The sequence below is a fragment of the Paenibacillus rhizophilus genome (assembly GCF_003854965.1).
GTDB classification, from domain to species: Bacteria; Bacillota; Bacilli; order Paenibacillales; family Paenibacillaceae; genus Paenibacillus_AQ; species Paenibacillus_AQ rhizophilus.
Genome location: NZ_RQPI01000005.1, coordinates 263,573 through 278,026 on the forward strand (window position 1 = coordinate 263,573; position 14,454 = coordinate 278,026).

The 14,454-nt window shown below is 50.1% G+C and carries 12 protein-coding genes and 1 other annotated feature (1 of these 13 running past the window's edge); of the genes, 4 read left to right on the forward strand and 8 right to left on the reverse strand.

Features of this window, described 5'->3' with window-relative positions; all coding sequences use genetic code 11:
* Positions 1-239 (reverse strand) — a binding site (T-box leader) (it extends 51 nt beyond the left edge of the window).
* Between the two features lie 62 nt (positions 240-301).
* The 6 genes from EH198_RS11975 to EH198_RS12000 all read right to left on the reverse strand — a co-directional run bounded on the left by EH198_RS11975 (position 302) and on the right by EH198_RS12000 (position 6,871).
* Positions 302-1,369 (reverse strand): AI-2E family transporter, encoded by a 1,068-nt coding sequence (locus EH198_RS11975; protein WP_124695771.1) that lies wholly within the window; start codon positions 1,367-1,369, stop codon positions 302-304.
* A gap of 189 nt (positions 1,370-1,558) precedes the next feature.
* Positions 1,559-1,768, reverse strand: a complete 210-nt coding sequence (locus EH198_RS11980; RefSeq protein WP_124695772.1) for a hypothetical protein — start codon at positions 1,766-1,768, stop codon at positions 1,559-1,561.
* Positions 1,769-1,781: 13 nt separating this feature from the next.
* On the reverse strand, positions 1,782-2,303 hold the full coding sequence (locus EH198_RS11985) for a PRC-barrel domain-containing protein (RefSeq protein WP_124695773.1): 522 nt from the start codon (positions 2,301-2,303) through the stop codon (positions 1,782-1,784).
* 107 nt (positions 2,304-2,410) lie between these two features.
* A complete protein-coding gene (locus EH198_RS11990) occupies positions 2,411-3,556 on the reverse strand; it encodes a cysteine desulfurase family protein (protein WP_124695774.1) in 1,146 nt (381 codons plus the stop codon).
* Positions 3,557-3,769: 213 nt separating this feature from the next.
* Positions 3,770-5,458, reverse strand: coding sequence for a glycoside hydrolase family 13 protein (locus EH198_RS11995; RefSeq protein ID WP_124695775.1), 1,689 nt, complete (start codon positions 5,456-5,458; stop codon positions 3,770-3,772).
* Positions 5,459-5,485: 27 nt separating this feature from the next.
* Positions 5,486-6,871, reverse strand: a complete 1,386-nt coding sequence (locus tag EH198_RS12000; protein WP_124695776.1) for an MFS transporter — start codon at positions 6,869-6,871, stop codon at positions 5,486-5,488.
* Between the two features lie 328 nt (positions 6,872-7,199).
* Between EH198_RS12000 and EH198_RS12005 the strand changes: the two genes are divergently transcribed.
* From EH198_RS12005 to EH198_RS12015, 3 genes are all read left to right on the forward strand, one after another.
* Positions 7,200-8,213: a LacI family DNA-binding transcriptional regulator gene (locus EH198_RS12005; protein ID WP_124695777.1), complete on the forward strand. Its 1,014-nt coding sequence runs from the start codon at positions 7,200-7,202 to the stop codon at positions 8,211-8,213.
* A gap of 151 nt (positions 8,214-8,364) precedes the next feature.
* Positions 8,365-9,249 carry a glycosyltransferase family 2 protein gene (locus tag EH198_RS12010; RefSeq protein ID WP_124695778.1) on the forward strand — a complete coding sequence of 295 codons (885 nt, stop codon included), beginning with the start codon at positions 8,365-8,367 and terminating at the stop codon, positions 9,247-9,249.
* 224 nt (positions 9,250-9,473) lie between these two features.
* Positions 9,474-10,829, forward strand: a complete 1,356-nt coding sequence (locus EH198_RS12015; RefSeq protein ID WP_124695779.1) for an RNA-guided endonuclease TnpB family protein — start codon at positions 9,474-9,476, stop codon at positions 10,827-10,829.
* A 292-nt stretch (positions 10,830-11,121) separates the two neighbouring features.
* Here the strand turns inward: EH198_RS12015 and cymR are convergent, their stop codons facing one another.
* Complete coding sequence (gene cymR, locus EH198_RS12020) at positions 11,122-11,541, reverse strand: cysteine metabolism transcriptional regulator CymR (RefSeq protein WP_124695780.1); 420 nt, start codon at positions 11,539-11,541, stop codon at positions 11,122-11,124.
* 280 nt (positions 11,542-11,821) lie between these two features.
* Here cymR and mnmA point away from each other — a divergent pair, with 280 nt between their 5' ends.
* A complete protein-coding gene (gene mnmA, locus EH198_RS12025) occupies positions 11,822-12,940 on the forward strand; it encodes a tRNA 2-thiouridine(34) synthase MnmA (protein ID WP_124695781.1) in 1,119 nt (372 codons plus the stop codon).
* Positions 12,941-13,069: 129 nt separating this feature from the next.
* On the opposite strand, the gene EH198_RS12030 is transcribed toward mnmA, so the two are convergent.
* A complete protein-coding gene (locus EH198_RS12030; RefSeq protein WP_124695782.1) occupies positions 13,070-14,374 on the reverse strand; it encodes a replication-associated recombination protein A in 1,305 nt (434 codons plus the stop codon).
* Positions 14,375-14,454: the final 80 nt, after the last annotated feature.

Below are 14,454 nucleotides of genomic sequence, written 5' to 3' on the forward strand. Positions count from 1 at the left end.
ACATTTACGTTGTCGCTTGCTCACTCTAACGCCCTATAACGTGGGCGGGCCGACGGCGGTTAACGCTTGGGAATCTTCTCCGGTCAGAAAAGCTCCTCTTTCCGTTTCGGAAGTTGCCCCGCGGTTTACGCCGTTTCTCAGAGGCGAGTTCATTTCGCTGTCGTCAACCGGCTTGCACCAAGTACACCGGCTCTCTGCATGACACAACTGAAATTAATGCTCCTCATCACTGAATCTTTTGAAATTTATATTCCCTAATATTATATACAAAACCTGCCGCTCCAGTCAATGCGCATTCCCCTCATACCGGTTTCCGCTTCATATAATAGGTGATCAGATGCTGTATGACGACCTTGCCAGCCGCGAACACCGGCACCGCCAGAATCAGGCCGACAATGCCGGCGATTTCTCCGCCCACAAGCAGCGCAAAAATAATAAGCAGCGGGTGCAAATGCAGTGTCCGGCCGACGACCTGCGGCGAGATGACATTGCTCTCCAGCATCTGGCACAGCGTATTCACAACGACGACAAGCAGCACCAGGCGAAATGAAATCGTCGATGCCATCACGATGGCGGGAGCCGCTCCGAGAAAAGGTCCCAAATACGGAACGATATCGAACACCGCCACAAGACTTGCGAACAGCAGCGCGTAGGGCATTCCGATCAGCGCATAGCCAATATAGGCGAGTATGCCGATCATCAGACAGACCAGGAACTGGCCGCGGATGTAATTGCCGAGCGCCTCGTCGATGTCTTTCAGCATCGTAACGATCGATTTGCGGCGGGTGCGCGGGAGACAGGAAACAAGCGCCCGTTCGAACACATCGAAATCTTTTAAAATATAGAACACCAGAAATGGAACGATAAAAGCGTCGAACAGGACGCCGATCGTCGTGCCGATATGGTCGAGAAAATTCGAAATTCCTTTTGCAAGACGGCTTTCCAGCTGAAAAAACCAGTTGTTCATCCCCATCTCCACACCCGGCGGGATAAGACGGGTATTCATGCTGTGCATAAGCCCCTGCGCCCTAAGGGTCATCTCCGGCAAATGCTCGTTAAGCTCTTCCAGCTGTTTAATGAGCATCGGTATAAGGTTGACGGCGATGACTGCAAGGGTGGTCAGAAATACGGCATAGATCAGCAGTACGGCCACACCGCGCGGCATCTTCCTTCCGGCCAGCATGCTGACGACCGGATTGAGTACATACGAGATAATCATGGCGGCAAGAAAGGGGGCAAGGACCGCCTTCAAAAAGGTGAAAATATGCTGCAGCATCGGATGAAGCAGCCAGACAAAATACAAAATGATCAGAGCGAGCAGCACCCCGACCATCGACCGAAACCATTTGCTTCCGAGCCATTGCTCCATGGCGTTACCTCCTGCGGCCAAACTGGACTGGCTTGTAAAGTAAGTATATGTCTGTCCGCCGAAAAATAACCGCCGTTTATCGCAAACAAAAAGAAACGCCCAACCACCCCTGCCGCATAATCGCAGCAAGGAGATTGGACGCCTATCCATCTTATGTAACCGCCTCTTGAGACAAGCGATCAGCTTGCCTCAGGAAGTGGCGTGAATTTGCGGAAACTCCTGGACCATTTCTTCTCCGCAGAACAAATCGTCCAGCGAACTGAGCGTGCCGTCTTCTTCAACCTGATAGACCGACATTTTCTCGCCGTTCACCGTCAGTTCGATGAAACATCCCCAGCAATAAAATTGATGGGAACCGATCTTACCGATATCCTTGGACCCGCAGTTTGGACACTTCATACATACATTCCACCTATCCGTTGACGATATTAATATTTTTTTCCAAGCGTTCTTCACTAAGTGCGGGAACCAGAACCGCGTTCTCCCCAATAGTCATTTCCGGCAAACAAGGCAGCCATTTACGGCCTTCCATCAAATCGGTCACCAGACCGTCGCTGATTTCCAGTGCTACTATTGTGTTTCCCAACTTTTGGTCAAAATAAACATCGGACACTTTTCCAAGGATCGTTCCGGTCTCCGTCACGACCTGCAGGTCTTTCAGTTTGCTCTTGCCCTCCAAGAAGGTGTGGGGTATGCTGCCTACGTCCATCTTCCGAATGGACTCCTCACTCTGTATCATCACGGCATCCTCGCCATAGGCGACAATGTCTTCCCATGCCACAACTTTCACATGACCGCCGAAAAAAGATTTGCTTTCCAGTTCAATACCCGTAATGTTCCAGTTTGAATCCAAAATACAATCGACAATTTTGCCGATTTCTTTACCTTCCTCGACTCCAAATACGTTAAGACCGACAAAATCTTGGAGTTTCATGGCCGTAGATCTCCTTACATTAAGGGAGTCTAGGAGAATTCAGGCAAGCCATAACGCCGCCGAAGCTCCTGAAATGAAGGGAATACCTTCCCCGGCGACAAAAGACTCTAGTCTTTATTACGCAGCCGTTTGACAATAGTTTCAATTTTCCGGGCAACATGTTCCATTTCTTCCGTAGTATTACCCAAACCGGTGCTGAATCGAATCGCAGAGCTTAAATGATCACCCCGAAGATTCATCGCCTTCAGCACATGCGAGATTTCGAGGGAACCGGAGGTGCAGGCTGATCCGCTCGAGGCGGCTATCCCCTCCATGTCGAGATTCATCAGCATGACGTCCGAGCGAACACCGGGAAAGCTGATATTAGTAATATTCGGCAGTCCATGCTCGATATCCCCATTAATATGATAGGCGTCCCGTCCAATTCCCCGGTCCAGTCCATGAAGCAGCCGGTCCCGCAGCAGCAAGGATTCCTCATGCTTGTCCGCTTGACCCTCTACGGCGAGTTCAACCGCCTTGGCAAATCCGGCCGCACCGGCCAGATTCTCCGTCCCCGCCCGGCGCCCCCGTTCCTGCAAGCCCCCGTGCAGCCGGGGATGAAGCGGCGCGCCGCGCCGGACATAGAGGCCGCCGATTCCCTGCGGTCCGTTGATTTTGTGAGCGGTAAAGCTCATGTAGTCCACCGGCAGGTCGGACAGCGAAATCGGAACCGAACCCAGCGCCTGCACGGCGTCCACATGAAATAATATGCCCCGCTCCCGGGCCACCCGGCCTATTTCTTCAATGGGCTGAACCGTTCCCACTTCATTGTTGGCCAGCATGATGCTGATCAGAAACGTGTCTTCCCGAAGCGCGGCTGCGAGGTCTTCCGGAGCAACCCGGCCCGTTCGGTCGACGGGAAGATAAGTTAAGGAATATCCTTCCTTCTCCAGTTCCCGGCAAGCGTGCAGCACCGCGTGATGCTCAATGGCCGTCGTAATAATATGACCGCCTTTGCGGGAATGAGCCGCGCCGAACAGCGCCAGGTTGTCGCTCTCCGTGCCCCCGCCGGTAAATATCCATTCATCGGAGAAACAGCCCAAAGAGGCGGCGATGGAATCGCGCGCCCCGTTAACCGTCTTTTTGGCGGAGCGCCCGAACGTGTGCACGCTGGAGGCATTGCCAAACTGTTCCGACATTATCTTCATTATGACCTCTGCTACCTCCGGGCGAACCGGCGTTGAGGCGGCATGGTCCAAATAGATCGGCTTCATATATAAAACTCACTGTCCTTATCTGTAAGTCTGTCCATAAAATTGTATATCATCCGGCATACCTATAGGTTACCATTAATTAACAAAATAAATACAATCTTGTGTCCGTGCTAAGAGAGCATACCGCAAAAAGACAAGACCGGCAAGAGCTTCGCCCAAATAAGGCAGCCTGCCGGTCTTCATTTTTATTAAAAAAATAACTACTTAACAAAGTTACTGCTTTAACGAGAATACCAGTGCCTCATAAGGTCGTAATTGGAAAGAAGCGATATTCCTTCCGCTTTCAGGGTAATTCCCGATCACCCATGCCGCAGAAGTATAAGAAGCAAGAGATACAGGCAATTGAAACAATGGGGTACTGTCGCTGAAATTACAAATGACCAGCCACTTCTCATCATTCCAGGCTCTCGTATAGGCATAAATCTCCTCGTGCTCCTCCAGAATCAAGTCATATTTGCCGTAAACCACAATGTCATTATTCTTACGAAGCTGAATCAACTGTTGATAGAAGTAAAATATAGAATTGGGGTCAGCCAGCACGTTCTCCGCGTTAATCGCCGTATAGTTCGGATTGACTTCAATCCACGGCGTTCCGGTCGTAAACCCGCCATGCGGTTCTCCATTCCACTGCATCGGAGTGCGGGCGTTGTCCCGGCTTCTGTGATGTATCGCGTTCAGCATGGCGTCATGCGCAATCAGGCCGCTTCCGCAGAAATCCCGATATCCGTTAACCGTCTCAATGTCTCTGTAATCTTCAATGCTAGGGAAATGGACATTGGTCATTCCCAGTTCTTCCCCTTGATAGATATAGGGGCTTCCCTTCAGCATATGCAGGCAGACGGCCAGCATTTTGGCTGAGATAACGCGGTATTCTTCGCTGTCATTGCCAAAGTTTGATACCGCCCGCGGCTGGTCATGGTTGCTCCAGTACAGACTGTTCCAGCCCTTCTCCTCCAGCCCATACTGCCATTTGCTGAAGATCGTCTTCAGTTCGGTCAGCTTCCAATCCTCTACCGACCAGCGGCCATATTCGCCATAACCCAGATTGACATGATCGAAATGAAACACCATATTCAGTTCGCTCCGCTCATCGCCTGTATAGAGCATCGCCTCTTCAACATCCACAACCGGCATCTCGCCTACAGTCACAAGATCATACCGGGACAGCACACGAGAATTCATTTCCTGCAAAAATTCATGAATTCGCGGACCGTTCACGAAATAGGGCGCACCGTTTCCATAGACCAAGCCCTTCAGAATTTCTCCATCCGGCAGAAGCGGAACCTTGGAGATGAAATTGATGACGTCCATGCGGAACCCGTCGACGCCCTTGTCAAGCCACCAGGTCATCATCTCGTAGATTTCATTCCGCAGAGCAGGGTTCTCCCAGTTTAAGTCCGGCTGCTTCCTGCTGAACAGGTGCAGGTAATATTCCCCGGTTGCCGGATCAATCTCCCAGGCCGAGCCGCCAAAGAATGAGGCCCAGTTATTCGGCTCCTTCCCTTCTCTGGAAGACCTCCAGATGTAGTAATCCCGGTAGGGGCTGTCCTTGGAGGATCGGGATTCCATGAACCAAGCGTGCTCGTCCGATGAATGATTGACGACAAGGTCCATCATGATTTTGATTCCGCGTTCATGCGCCGCATCCAGCATCTCATCGAAATCTGCCATCGTACCGAATTCCTTCATAATATTGCCGTAATCGGAGATATCATATCCGTTGTCGTCATTGGGAGACTGATAGACCGGAGACAACCAGATCACATCAATTCCCAGCTCCTGCAAATAGTCCAGCCGTGAAGTAATACCCTTTAGATCGCCAACCCCGTCCCCGTTGCTGTCCTGAAAACTGCGTGGATAAATTTGATAAAATACAGCTTCTTTCCACCATTTCTTTTCCATTTGCTGACCTCCGATTTATAGATGACTTTATTTAGCGGTTTTCACGAATTGAAGTTCTTTTACAATACCCGGAAATAATTTATCGAGGTTGTAAAATGCCAATAGAACAATTTGCAGGACAGCCAAAATGATTGGAGCATATATAAACATGAAATGAATGGAGGAAAGCGCGGATGCACTGATTGTAGCTTGCCCGCCGACATATCCTCCCATTGCCAGCCCCCAGCCGATTAGCGCCGCTCCGAAACCGCCTCCCGCCTTTGTGCCGAAGCTTCCCGCGCTGTATACCAGTCCTTCGGTACGCATACCCGTCTTCCATTCGCCATACTCGATGGTATCCGCCAACATGGCAAAGAAGGTACCGAGTATAGCGGCATGCCCGAGCGCTTTAATAACCAATCCCAGGCAGACAATCGTGAGACTTTCGGGACCGTAGGCAATGACAAGCGACCCCAAAATCAGGAGGAGACTTCCGATAATGGATGAATTGCGTTTGCCGATTCGCTTGACGACCGGGGACAATAACGCATAACCAAGAAGGGAAGGAGCGAGCAAAGACAAGCCCAACAGTCCAACCAGGTCGGCATCTTTTAGCACATATCGCGCATAGTAAATATTCATGCCTGAGCCCATTGCGTTATTTATGAAGTAGACTACAGCAAATCCAAGGATCAATTTCCAGTATTTATTCCGCATCAACGCTCCAAAAGCGCGTCTAAACGGGATAGGCTTCTGCACAACAGATGGAGTAACCGTTTCTTTGGTACTGAAAAAAGTAACGAGAAAAAAGAAGGTTCCGAGCAAACCGAACAGAATAAAGGCAAAAATCCAGCCTTTTTGACCGCCGCCAAATGATTTCACCAACGGGAGGGTAAAATAATTGATTAACAAGGCTCCTATAGTCGCCAAAGTCATACGAAAAATATTTAGCAGGGAACGCTGGTAAGCATCCTGCGTCATCATGGAATTGAGCACGCCGTAGGGGACATTAATGCCGGAGTAGATAAAGTTCATCAGCAGGTAGGTAACGTAAACGTATACAATAGTGACCGTCATATTTCCTCCGGGAACAGTGAACAAAAGAACCCCAGACATCGCAAATGGACCGGACATCCACAGCAGCCAAGGACGGGCCTTCCCGTGTCTGGTCTTCGTTTTATCGACCAATGCGCCTATTCCGACATCAACAAATGCATCCAGCACTCGAGCAATCAGCATTAAAGTGCCAATGATCCCGGCGCTGATCCCAATTACATCCGTGTAAAAGTAGGACAGAAAAGTCATTGCGGCGGCAAACAGCAGCTGGCTGGCAAAATCGCCGAAACCATAGCCGATTTTCTCTTTCAGCGTAATGCTTGAATCCGCTTTCAATAAAGGCTCGTTTCCTTTTACAACAATATCGCTCATGCTCATGCTCCTTTTCCATTTTTATTCTCTAAAATCCATTTCCATCGAGAAAACGTTTTCTAATATATCAAAAAATAAACCTAAAAATCTTAAATCAGCCACTAATATATATAAAAATGGGCTGATTCAGGTTTTTTATCTGCGATATACGAGAAAACGTTTTCTGTAACTGATTATACTCCTCCCTATCTAACAAGGTCAAGCGCTTTCTTTTCTCCGGGATTTTGTTAGCTTGATAAATAAATCAACAAAAACTGATATAATAAACTAACTTGCAGTAAACCTTTCTTCCAGAAAACCTTTTCCAATATTAGCTTGAAAGTCGGTGTGCCTAATGAAAATTACTATAAAAGATGTGGCTCGAATGGCCAATGTCTCCATTTCAACGGTTTCCAGAGTAATCAATAATAGCCAAACGGTGAACAGTGAAATCCGCAAACGTGTTCTGGACGTCCTTGAAGCCACTCAATTCCGTCCGAATGCCATAGCCCGAACGCTGGTCAAGAATAACACTTCCCTGATCGGAGTGCTTCTGCCCGAGATTAAAAACAACGTTCTGGACGACATGGTCGAAGGCATCAATCAAGTGGCGCATCTATACGGCTTCGACGTCATGATTGCGCTGTCGGGGGGGAACCCGGACTCTGAAATGCACTATTACAACCTGTTCCGTGAAATGCAGGCCAGCGGAATTATTATATCGGCAAGCGGTATCCGGGATTCGCTGTTCGAGCTCATTGAAGCGGCGGGGATTCCCTGCATCCTTGTAGGCCGGGATTCTCGCGAACAATCCATTCCTTCCGTACATGTCGACAATACATCGGCCGCTTTTGAAGCGGTAACTTATCTGATTCAGCAGGGGCATCGGGATATCGCGATGCTGCGGGGAGCAGCCGGGGATATTTCAGCAGGCAATCAGCGCTTTCTGGGCTATGAACAGGCATTGAAGGCCGCTCAACTGCCTCTGCGTCCCGAACTCGTATTGGAAAGCGGTCTTTCGGTAGAAGACGGCACAACCTCAATGAGAAAGCTCTATCTTTCAGGCCCATTGCCTAGCGCGGTGTTCTGTGCAACGGATCGAATGGCCATTGGCGCTATGAACTTTCTGACCGAGAATGGGGTAAAAGTACCCGAACAGGTCTCCTTCTTCGGATTTGACGACATTGATATGGCTGCAATAATCCGGCCAAAATTGTCAACGGTCCGGTATTCAGCATCCGAACTCGGCATGGTCGCCGCCCGTAATCTCATTAAGCTAATAAAGGGAGAGGAATTGGCAGCTGTCCACTGGTCCATATCGCACCAGTTGGAAATTCGAGACAGCATCGCCAGGTTGGTTAAGCGATAATATTTGCTCTGCATCGCACCTATCAACGAAATTGCTTTAATCTGTCTCTTGAACACTCCGACCATATGCCTTTTTTCTGTTCTTCTATCGCGCATTAGTGTGTCTCATCATAACCTGTTAATGAGAGACAAGGACTTAGGAGGAATGCCGGGTGCCAAGAATATCTGTAATAATGCCGGTCTACAATAACGCTATGTATTTACAGGAAGCAGTTAACACAATCTTATTGCAAACGCTAAACGACCTGGAATTGATCATCATCGATGACGGATCAACTGATGGATCAGCAGGAATCATACATGAAATAAGAGACACTAGGGTTAGGAAAATATTCCATTCCGAGAATATGGGTATTGTAACTTCTCTGAATCAAGGTCTCGATCTGGCTCAAGGTCAGTACATCGCACGTATGGACAGCGATGATATAGCTGCACTAAACCGCTTGGAAGTGCAGGCTTATTTTATGGATCAGAATCCAAGCATAGATATTTGTGGAACAGGATACACAACTAACTATCTTGGACCGGTCAGGTTAAATCCTATGAATCACGAAGAAATAAAGGTCTGGCTATTATTTTACTGCTGCATATTGCATCCTTCCGTCATGATGCGCCGAAGTTCAATAGATCGTCTTCACATTCGTTATGATTATAATTACCCCCACGCCGAAGATTACGAACTGTGGAATAGGCTTTCCACATGCGCGCAATTAGCAAATATCCCTCATAATTTAATGTATTATCGACTTCATGGGGGACAAGTATCCAATACGCACCGAGCAATACAAGATGATTCGGCACGGAGAATCCGTCAGAGACAACTTTCTGGGCTAGGCATCCAATTATCGGATGAGGAATACGCAATATTGGTTAAATTAGCTGAGTTCCGGGTTAATGCTGAAGATTTTGGGGACTATCAAGCAGCAGTAGGTTTTGCTAATTGGCTAATTGAGCATAATAGACAATCCCGTGTATTCGATGAAGAACTTTTAACAATGGCTTTATCCAGATGTATATCAAGAGTTCCGCCATACTAAAAAAATGATGTAATAAGGACAAAAATTGGGAGGCATAATTATAACCCGCCAGGCCAGGCCTGAAGAGATTGTTTTTTTACTTCGCAGAAACGAATTGAACAGATTTAGTGTCGCAGTCCCCCTCTAAGCCACCAGCGAAGGTGGGGGTTAGACACGTTCGCTTCACCAAACATACGTTCTTGTGTTATGCTAGATCCATCAAACTTGCGATGGAGGCGTATCTCATGAAGGTGGTCAAAACACTCAAACATACGATTACGTCTCACCGCCGCATGCTAGATGCGACTCTTCATGTGTATCAAGAGGCGCTGTCGTTCTTGATTACGGTCATTCAAGAGCAGTTTATGGCCTTGGAATCGTTATCCACCCAAGCGGTTGTGACGGCGGTAGAACGGCTGACTCACCGTACCAGGCACAATCCGAATCCGTTCTACACCGAATTCGATCAACGCTTCTATAAGTTTCCTTCGTACTTCCGCAGAAGTGCTATTGCGGAAGCGTTTGGCATTGTGAAAAGTCATCATTCCCGTTTTCAGCTTTGGCAAGCCGAGCGGCAACACGCTGGGCAAGAAGGGAAACGCTTTTCGAAGAAACCGCCGACACTCCAAGCTCAGCATCAGGCGTTCCCTTGCTTGTACAAAGGCAATATGTTCAAACGAACCTCCGATACGACAGCCAACATCAAGGTATTTCATCAAGGCGATTGGGTCTGGCTCCCCATTACCTTTAAGGAGCAAGACCTATTCAAACGTAACGTGTGGAGCATGAAAGAATGCAATCCCACATTGGTCCAAAAAGGAAAACGCTATGCCCTTCATATCGCCTATGACGGGGATGTGAAGTTGACTCAGGCGGAAATTTCCAAGCAGCGGGTGTGTGCCGTTGATTTGGGGTTAACCAATTCCGCAGTCTGTTCCGTGATGGACGCTAACGGCACTGTCTTGGCGAGGGCATTTATCAACCAAGCCAAAGAAAAAGACCGGATGCGCCAAATCACAGGCAAACTGAAACAAGCCCAGCGTCAATCCGGTCTAGGCGCAAAACCGAATTTCTGGCGGCGGATGAACGGCTTACAGACGCATATCGTTCACGATACCGCGCATCGAATCATCGCCTTTGCCCAAAAGCACAGCGCAGAGGTCATTGTCATGGAGTTTTTAGGCAAGATGCGTTTGCTTAAAGGAACGTGGGGAGCCAAGCGGCTTCGTGCCAAACTCCAGTTTTGGGCGAAACGGCGCATCCAAACGAAAGTGAGCGAAATGGCGCATTTTCTAGGGATGCGGGTTTCCATCATCAACCCTGCAAATACAAGTGCGCTTGCTTTTGATGGCAGTGGATTTGTAAAACGAAACACGAAGCGTGATGTTGCTGTATTCACAACAGGCAAAACGTATCACGCGGACCTTAATGCCTCGTATAACATCGGCGCACGGTACGTGTTGCGCAGTATACACAAAGCCACATCTGAAATGAAGATGTGGTTGTCCTTGGAGGCAAAAGACCCTTCATTGGCAAAACGAACGTATTGGACGTTGGCTTCCCTCATTCGGGTGCAACAGGCGCTGAGCCTTCAATCATGAAGCTCGCAAGCGTGTGCAACCCTGTATCGATGCCAACAGAAGCCCCCACTTCATGCGTAAGCTAAGTGGGGGAGAGTTCACTAACTCCAATGGATACTAATAATAAAAACACGCCTAATATGATCCAAATTAACGTTCTGAGTTAATTACGCGAGGTTGGACGATTCATCTTACTCTCTAATTCGGTCACACGTCCGAATCTTCGGGTTATTTTCTTCTTGTAAAAAAGCCCCCAAATGGGGGCTAAAACATTGATACACCAACGTTTTTACTACCTTAGATAAAACTGAAGTTAAATATAGAACATATAGTTGTCGATATGGCTCTCTTCCTTGAAAGTGATCAAATCGGCGAGGGTGGTGGAGTCCAGCACTTCGGCGATGCTGTCGCGGATACGCAGCCACAGGTCGCGCTTGGCCGGATCATCTTCTTCCGTAAAGTCGACGGGAGAGATCGGACCTTCCAGCACGCGGATAATATCCCCGGCCGTAATATTTGATGCTTCACGGGACAAAATATAGCCGCCGTAAGCGCCGCGAATACTCTTAACGAGGCCCGCGTTGCGCAGGGGGGCAATCAGCTGCTCCAGGTAATGCTCGGACAATCCGTTTTTTTCAGCAATGCTTTTTAAAGATGTTGGGCCTTCGCCAAACCTGACGGCGAGCTCCATCATGATTGTTAATCCGTATCGGCCTTTTGTCGATATTTTCAAAGGGGCACCTCTTTCAATATTATAGCTGGGTATAGTATAATTAGTAGTTGGTCAAAACAGCAAGAATAAATCAGCGTATTCCGATGACTGCTCTTGATTTTATGTTATCATATCCGCAGACCGATTTGAAACACAAAACGTAATTTTTTTTACAAATGTGTTCTTCCAGGGTGGACAGTGATGACATTGGATGAGATGGTTTGGGAACACTAACCCCGCCGCTGTTTCGGGCAAGACCGCTTTAAGCTTTATCAATCTATATAAAAGATGGTGATCCAGGGTGGCAAAAGCAAATGAAAATACCCGCGTCGTTGTCGGCATGTCGGGGGGAGTGGACTCCTCCGTTACGGCGCTGCTGCTGAAGCAGCAGGGCTATGACGTCATCGGCATCTTTATGAAGAACTGGGATGACACCGATGAGTTCGGCGTCTGCACGGCTGAAACCGATGCTGAAGATGTTCGCCGCGTATGCGAGCAGATCGACATTCCTTACTATACCGTAAACTTCGAGAAAGAATACTTTGATAAAGTGTTCACTTATTTTCTCGACGAATATAAGGCCGGGCGCACGCCGAACCCGGACGTCATGTGCAACCGGGAAATCAAGTTCGGCGAATTTCTGAACCGGGCGCTTCAGCTCGGCGCCGATTATGTGGCGACAGGCCACTACGCACGCGTCGTGGAGGAAGGCGGAGAATTCAAGCTGCTCCGCGGCGTTGACGCCAACAAGGATCAGACCTATTTCCTGAACGCCTTGAACCAGCAGCAGCTCTCCAAAGCCATGTTCCCCATCGGCCATCTGCCGAAACCGGAGGTCCGCCGGATCGCCGAAGAGGCAGGACTGTATACGGCGAAGAAAAAGGACAGCACCGGCGTCTGCTTCATCGGGGAACGTAATTTCCGCGAATTCCTGAGCCAGTATCTGCCGGCCCAATCTGGCGACATGGTGGACATCGCCACCGGCGAGGTCAAAGGCCGCCACGACGGGCTGATGTACTATACGCTCGGCCAGCGCCAGGGCCTCGGCATTGGCGGCTCCGGCACGGGCGAGCCGTGGTTTGTCGCGGATAAAGACCTCAGCCGTAATATTCTGTATGTCGTTCAAGGAGACAAGCACCCGAGCCTGTATTCCACGGGCCTTGTCGCTTCCGGCGTAAACTGGATCGACGGGCGCGGGCTCGGCGGCGAAGCGCTGCGCTGCACGGCGAAGTTCCGGTATCGCCAGCCGGATCAAGGCGTCACGCTGACGAAGCGCGAAGACGGCACTGTGCATGTCGCCTTTGATACGCCGCAGAAGGCGATTACGCCAGGACAGGCCGTCGTATTTTATGACGGCGAGCTCTGCCTCGGCGGCGGAACGATCGAATACGCCGAAAAGGTTGTGCCGCAGCCGCAATAACCGTACGGCTTAAGCGGGGAGCAAGAGCTTCAACGAGTTTTTAAAGCATTAGAGCCTTTGCCAGAGTGTGCCAAGCGGCACGCGGGCGAGGGCTCTTTTTCACGGAAAAATCCGGCTTGAGACCTTTCCTTACTGTTCCCGGCGCAGCGCCTGGTTATGGCGGATCTTCACTTCGCTGCCCTGCTCTGTTGCCTGGTAAAAGACCCGGCGCGAAATCGCCTTGGGCAAATACTCCTGCTTCACATAATGGCCCGGGAAATCATGCGGATATTTATAACCTCCATGTCCCAAAGCGGCGGAGCCTTTGTAATGCGTATCCCGCAAATGCAGCGGAACCTCGGCCGATTTCAACTCATCGATCGCCGACATCGCCCTGGAAATCGCCATATACACCGCGTTGGATTTCGGGCTCTCGACCGCGAACAGAATCGCCTGGGCGATGTTGAGCTTCGCTTCCGGCCAGCCGTTGTTGCGGTATGCCTCCAGCGCGCTGACCGCCTGCACCATCGCCTGCGGGTTCGCAAGTCCGATATCCTCGCTCGCGGCCGCAATTAGACGACGAATGAACACAATCGGGTCCATTCCGAGCTTCTCCACGGCGTAGAGGAACCAGAACAAGGCGGCGTCGCTGGAGCCGCGGATGCTTTTGTGAAAGGCGGAGAGCACATCGTACTGCGTCGACTCGTCCGCTTTGACGGTCGGCCTGCGGATGGAGTCCTCCGCCACCTCAAGCGTCACATTAACGGTTCCGCCGCTGTCGGGCGGCGTTGTCAGCGCGGCCAGCTCCAGCGCGTTCAGCGCCCGGCGGATGTCTCCGTTCGCCATCGTCGCGATATGGTCCAGCGCGGCCTCGTCGACCTTCAGATCCATAAAGCCGAGCCCTTTGTCCGGGTCCTCCAGCGCCCGCCGCATCGCGGTCAGGCTATGCTCCTTGTTTAGTGGCTCCAGTTGAAACAGCGTGGACCGGCTCATGAGGGCGCCGTTCACATAATGGAACGGGTTCTCCGTCGTCGCCCCGATAAAAATGATCGTTCCCTTCTCCACCGCCGGGAGGAGCGCATCCTGGCGCGAGCTGTTGAAGCGATGCACCTCGTCCAGGAACAGGATCGTCTTCGTGCCGTACAGGGCTCTCGCGTTCTGCGCCCGTTCGATCACTTCCCTTACATCCTTAACCGTCGCTTCCACCGCGTTAAGCCTTACGAACTCTCCCTTGGTGTGGTGCGAGATAATGTGAGCGAGCGTCGTTTTGCCGCAGCCCGGTGGCCCGTACAGCAGAATCGACGAGACCTGATCCGCCTCAATCGCCCTCCGCAGCAGCTTGCCTTTGCCCACAATATGCTCCTGGCCTATATATTCATCAAGAGTCTCCGGGCGCATGCGGTCCGCCAGCAGCCGGCCGTCGCCTGTCTCATTCCCGAAAGAGAATAAATCCATATCTACACTCCTTGCGTTAAGCTGTATTGCTCTATCATACCATTTCATAGGATATAGAGCACAGCCTCGAAGTTATATAG

Bases quoted from the DNA above. Each gene is read 5' to 3' on its own strand.
- EH198_RS11975 (WP_124695771.1), bottom strand. From the start codon at position 1,369: ATGGAGCAATGGCTCGGAAGCAAATGGTTTCGGTCGATGGTCGGGGTG.
- EH198_RS11980 (WP_124695772.1), bottom strand. From the start codon at position 1,768: ATGAAGTGTCCAAACTGCGGGTCCAAGGATATCGGTAAGATCGGTTCC.
- EH198_RS11985 (WP_124695773.1), bottom strand. From the start codon at position 2,303: ATGAAACTCCAAGATTTTGTCGGTCTTAACGTATTTGGAGTCGAGGAA.
- EH198_RS11990 (WP_124695774.1), bottom strand. From the start codon at position 3,556: ATGAAGCCGATCTATTTGGACCATGCCGCCTCAACGCCGGTTCGCCCG.
- EH198_RS11995 (WP_124695775.1), bottom strand. From the start codon at position 5,458: ATGGAAAAGAAATGGTGGAAAGAAGCTGTATTTTATCAAATTTATCCA.
- EH198_RS12000 (WP_124695776.1), bottom strand. From the start codon at position 6,871: ATGAGCATGAGCGATATTGTTGTAAAAGGAAACGAGCCTTTATTGAAA.
- EH198_RS12005 (WP_124695777.1), top strand. From the start codon at position 7,200: ATGAAAATTACTATAAAAGATGTGGCTCGAATGGCCAATGTCTCCATT.
- EH198_RS12015 (WP_124695779.1), top strand. From the start codon at position 9,474: ATGAAGGTGGTCAAAACACTCAAACATACGATTACGTCTCACCGCCGC.
- EH198_RS12030 (WP_124695782.1), bottom strand. From the start codon at position 14,374: ATGGATTTATTCTCTTTCGGGAATGAGACAGGCGACGGCCGGCTGCTG.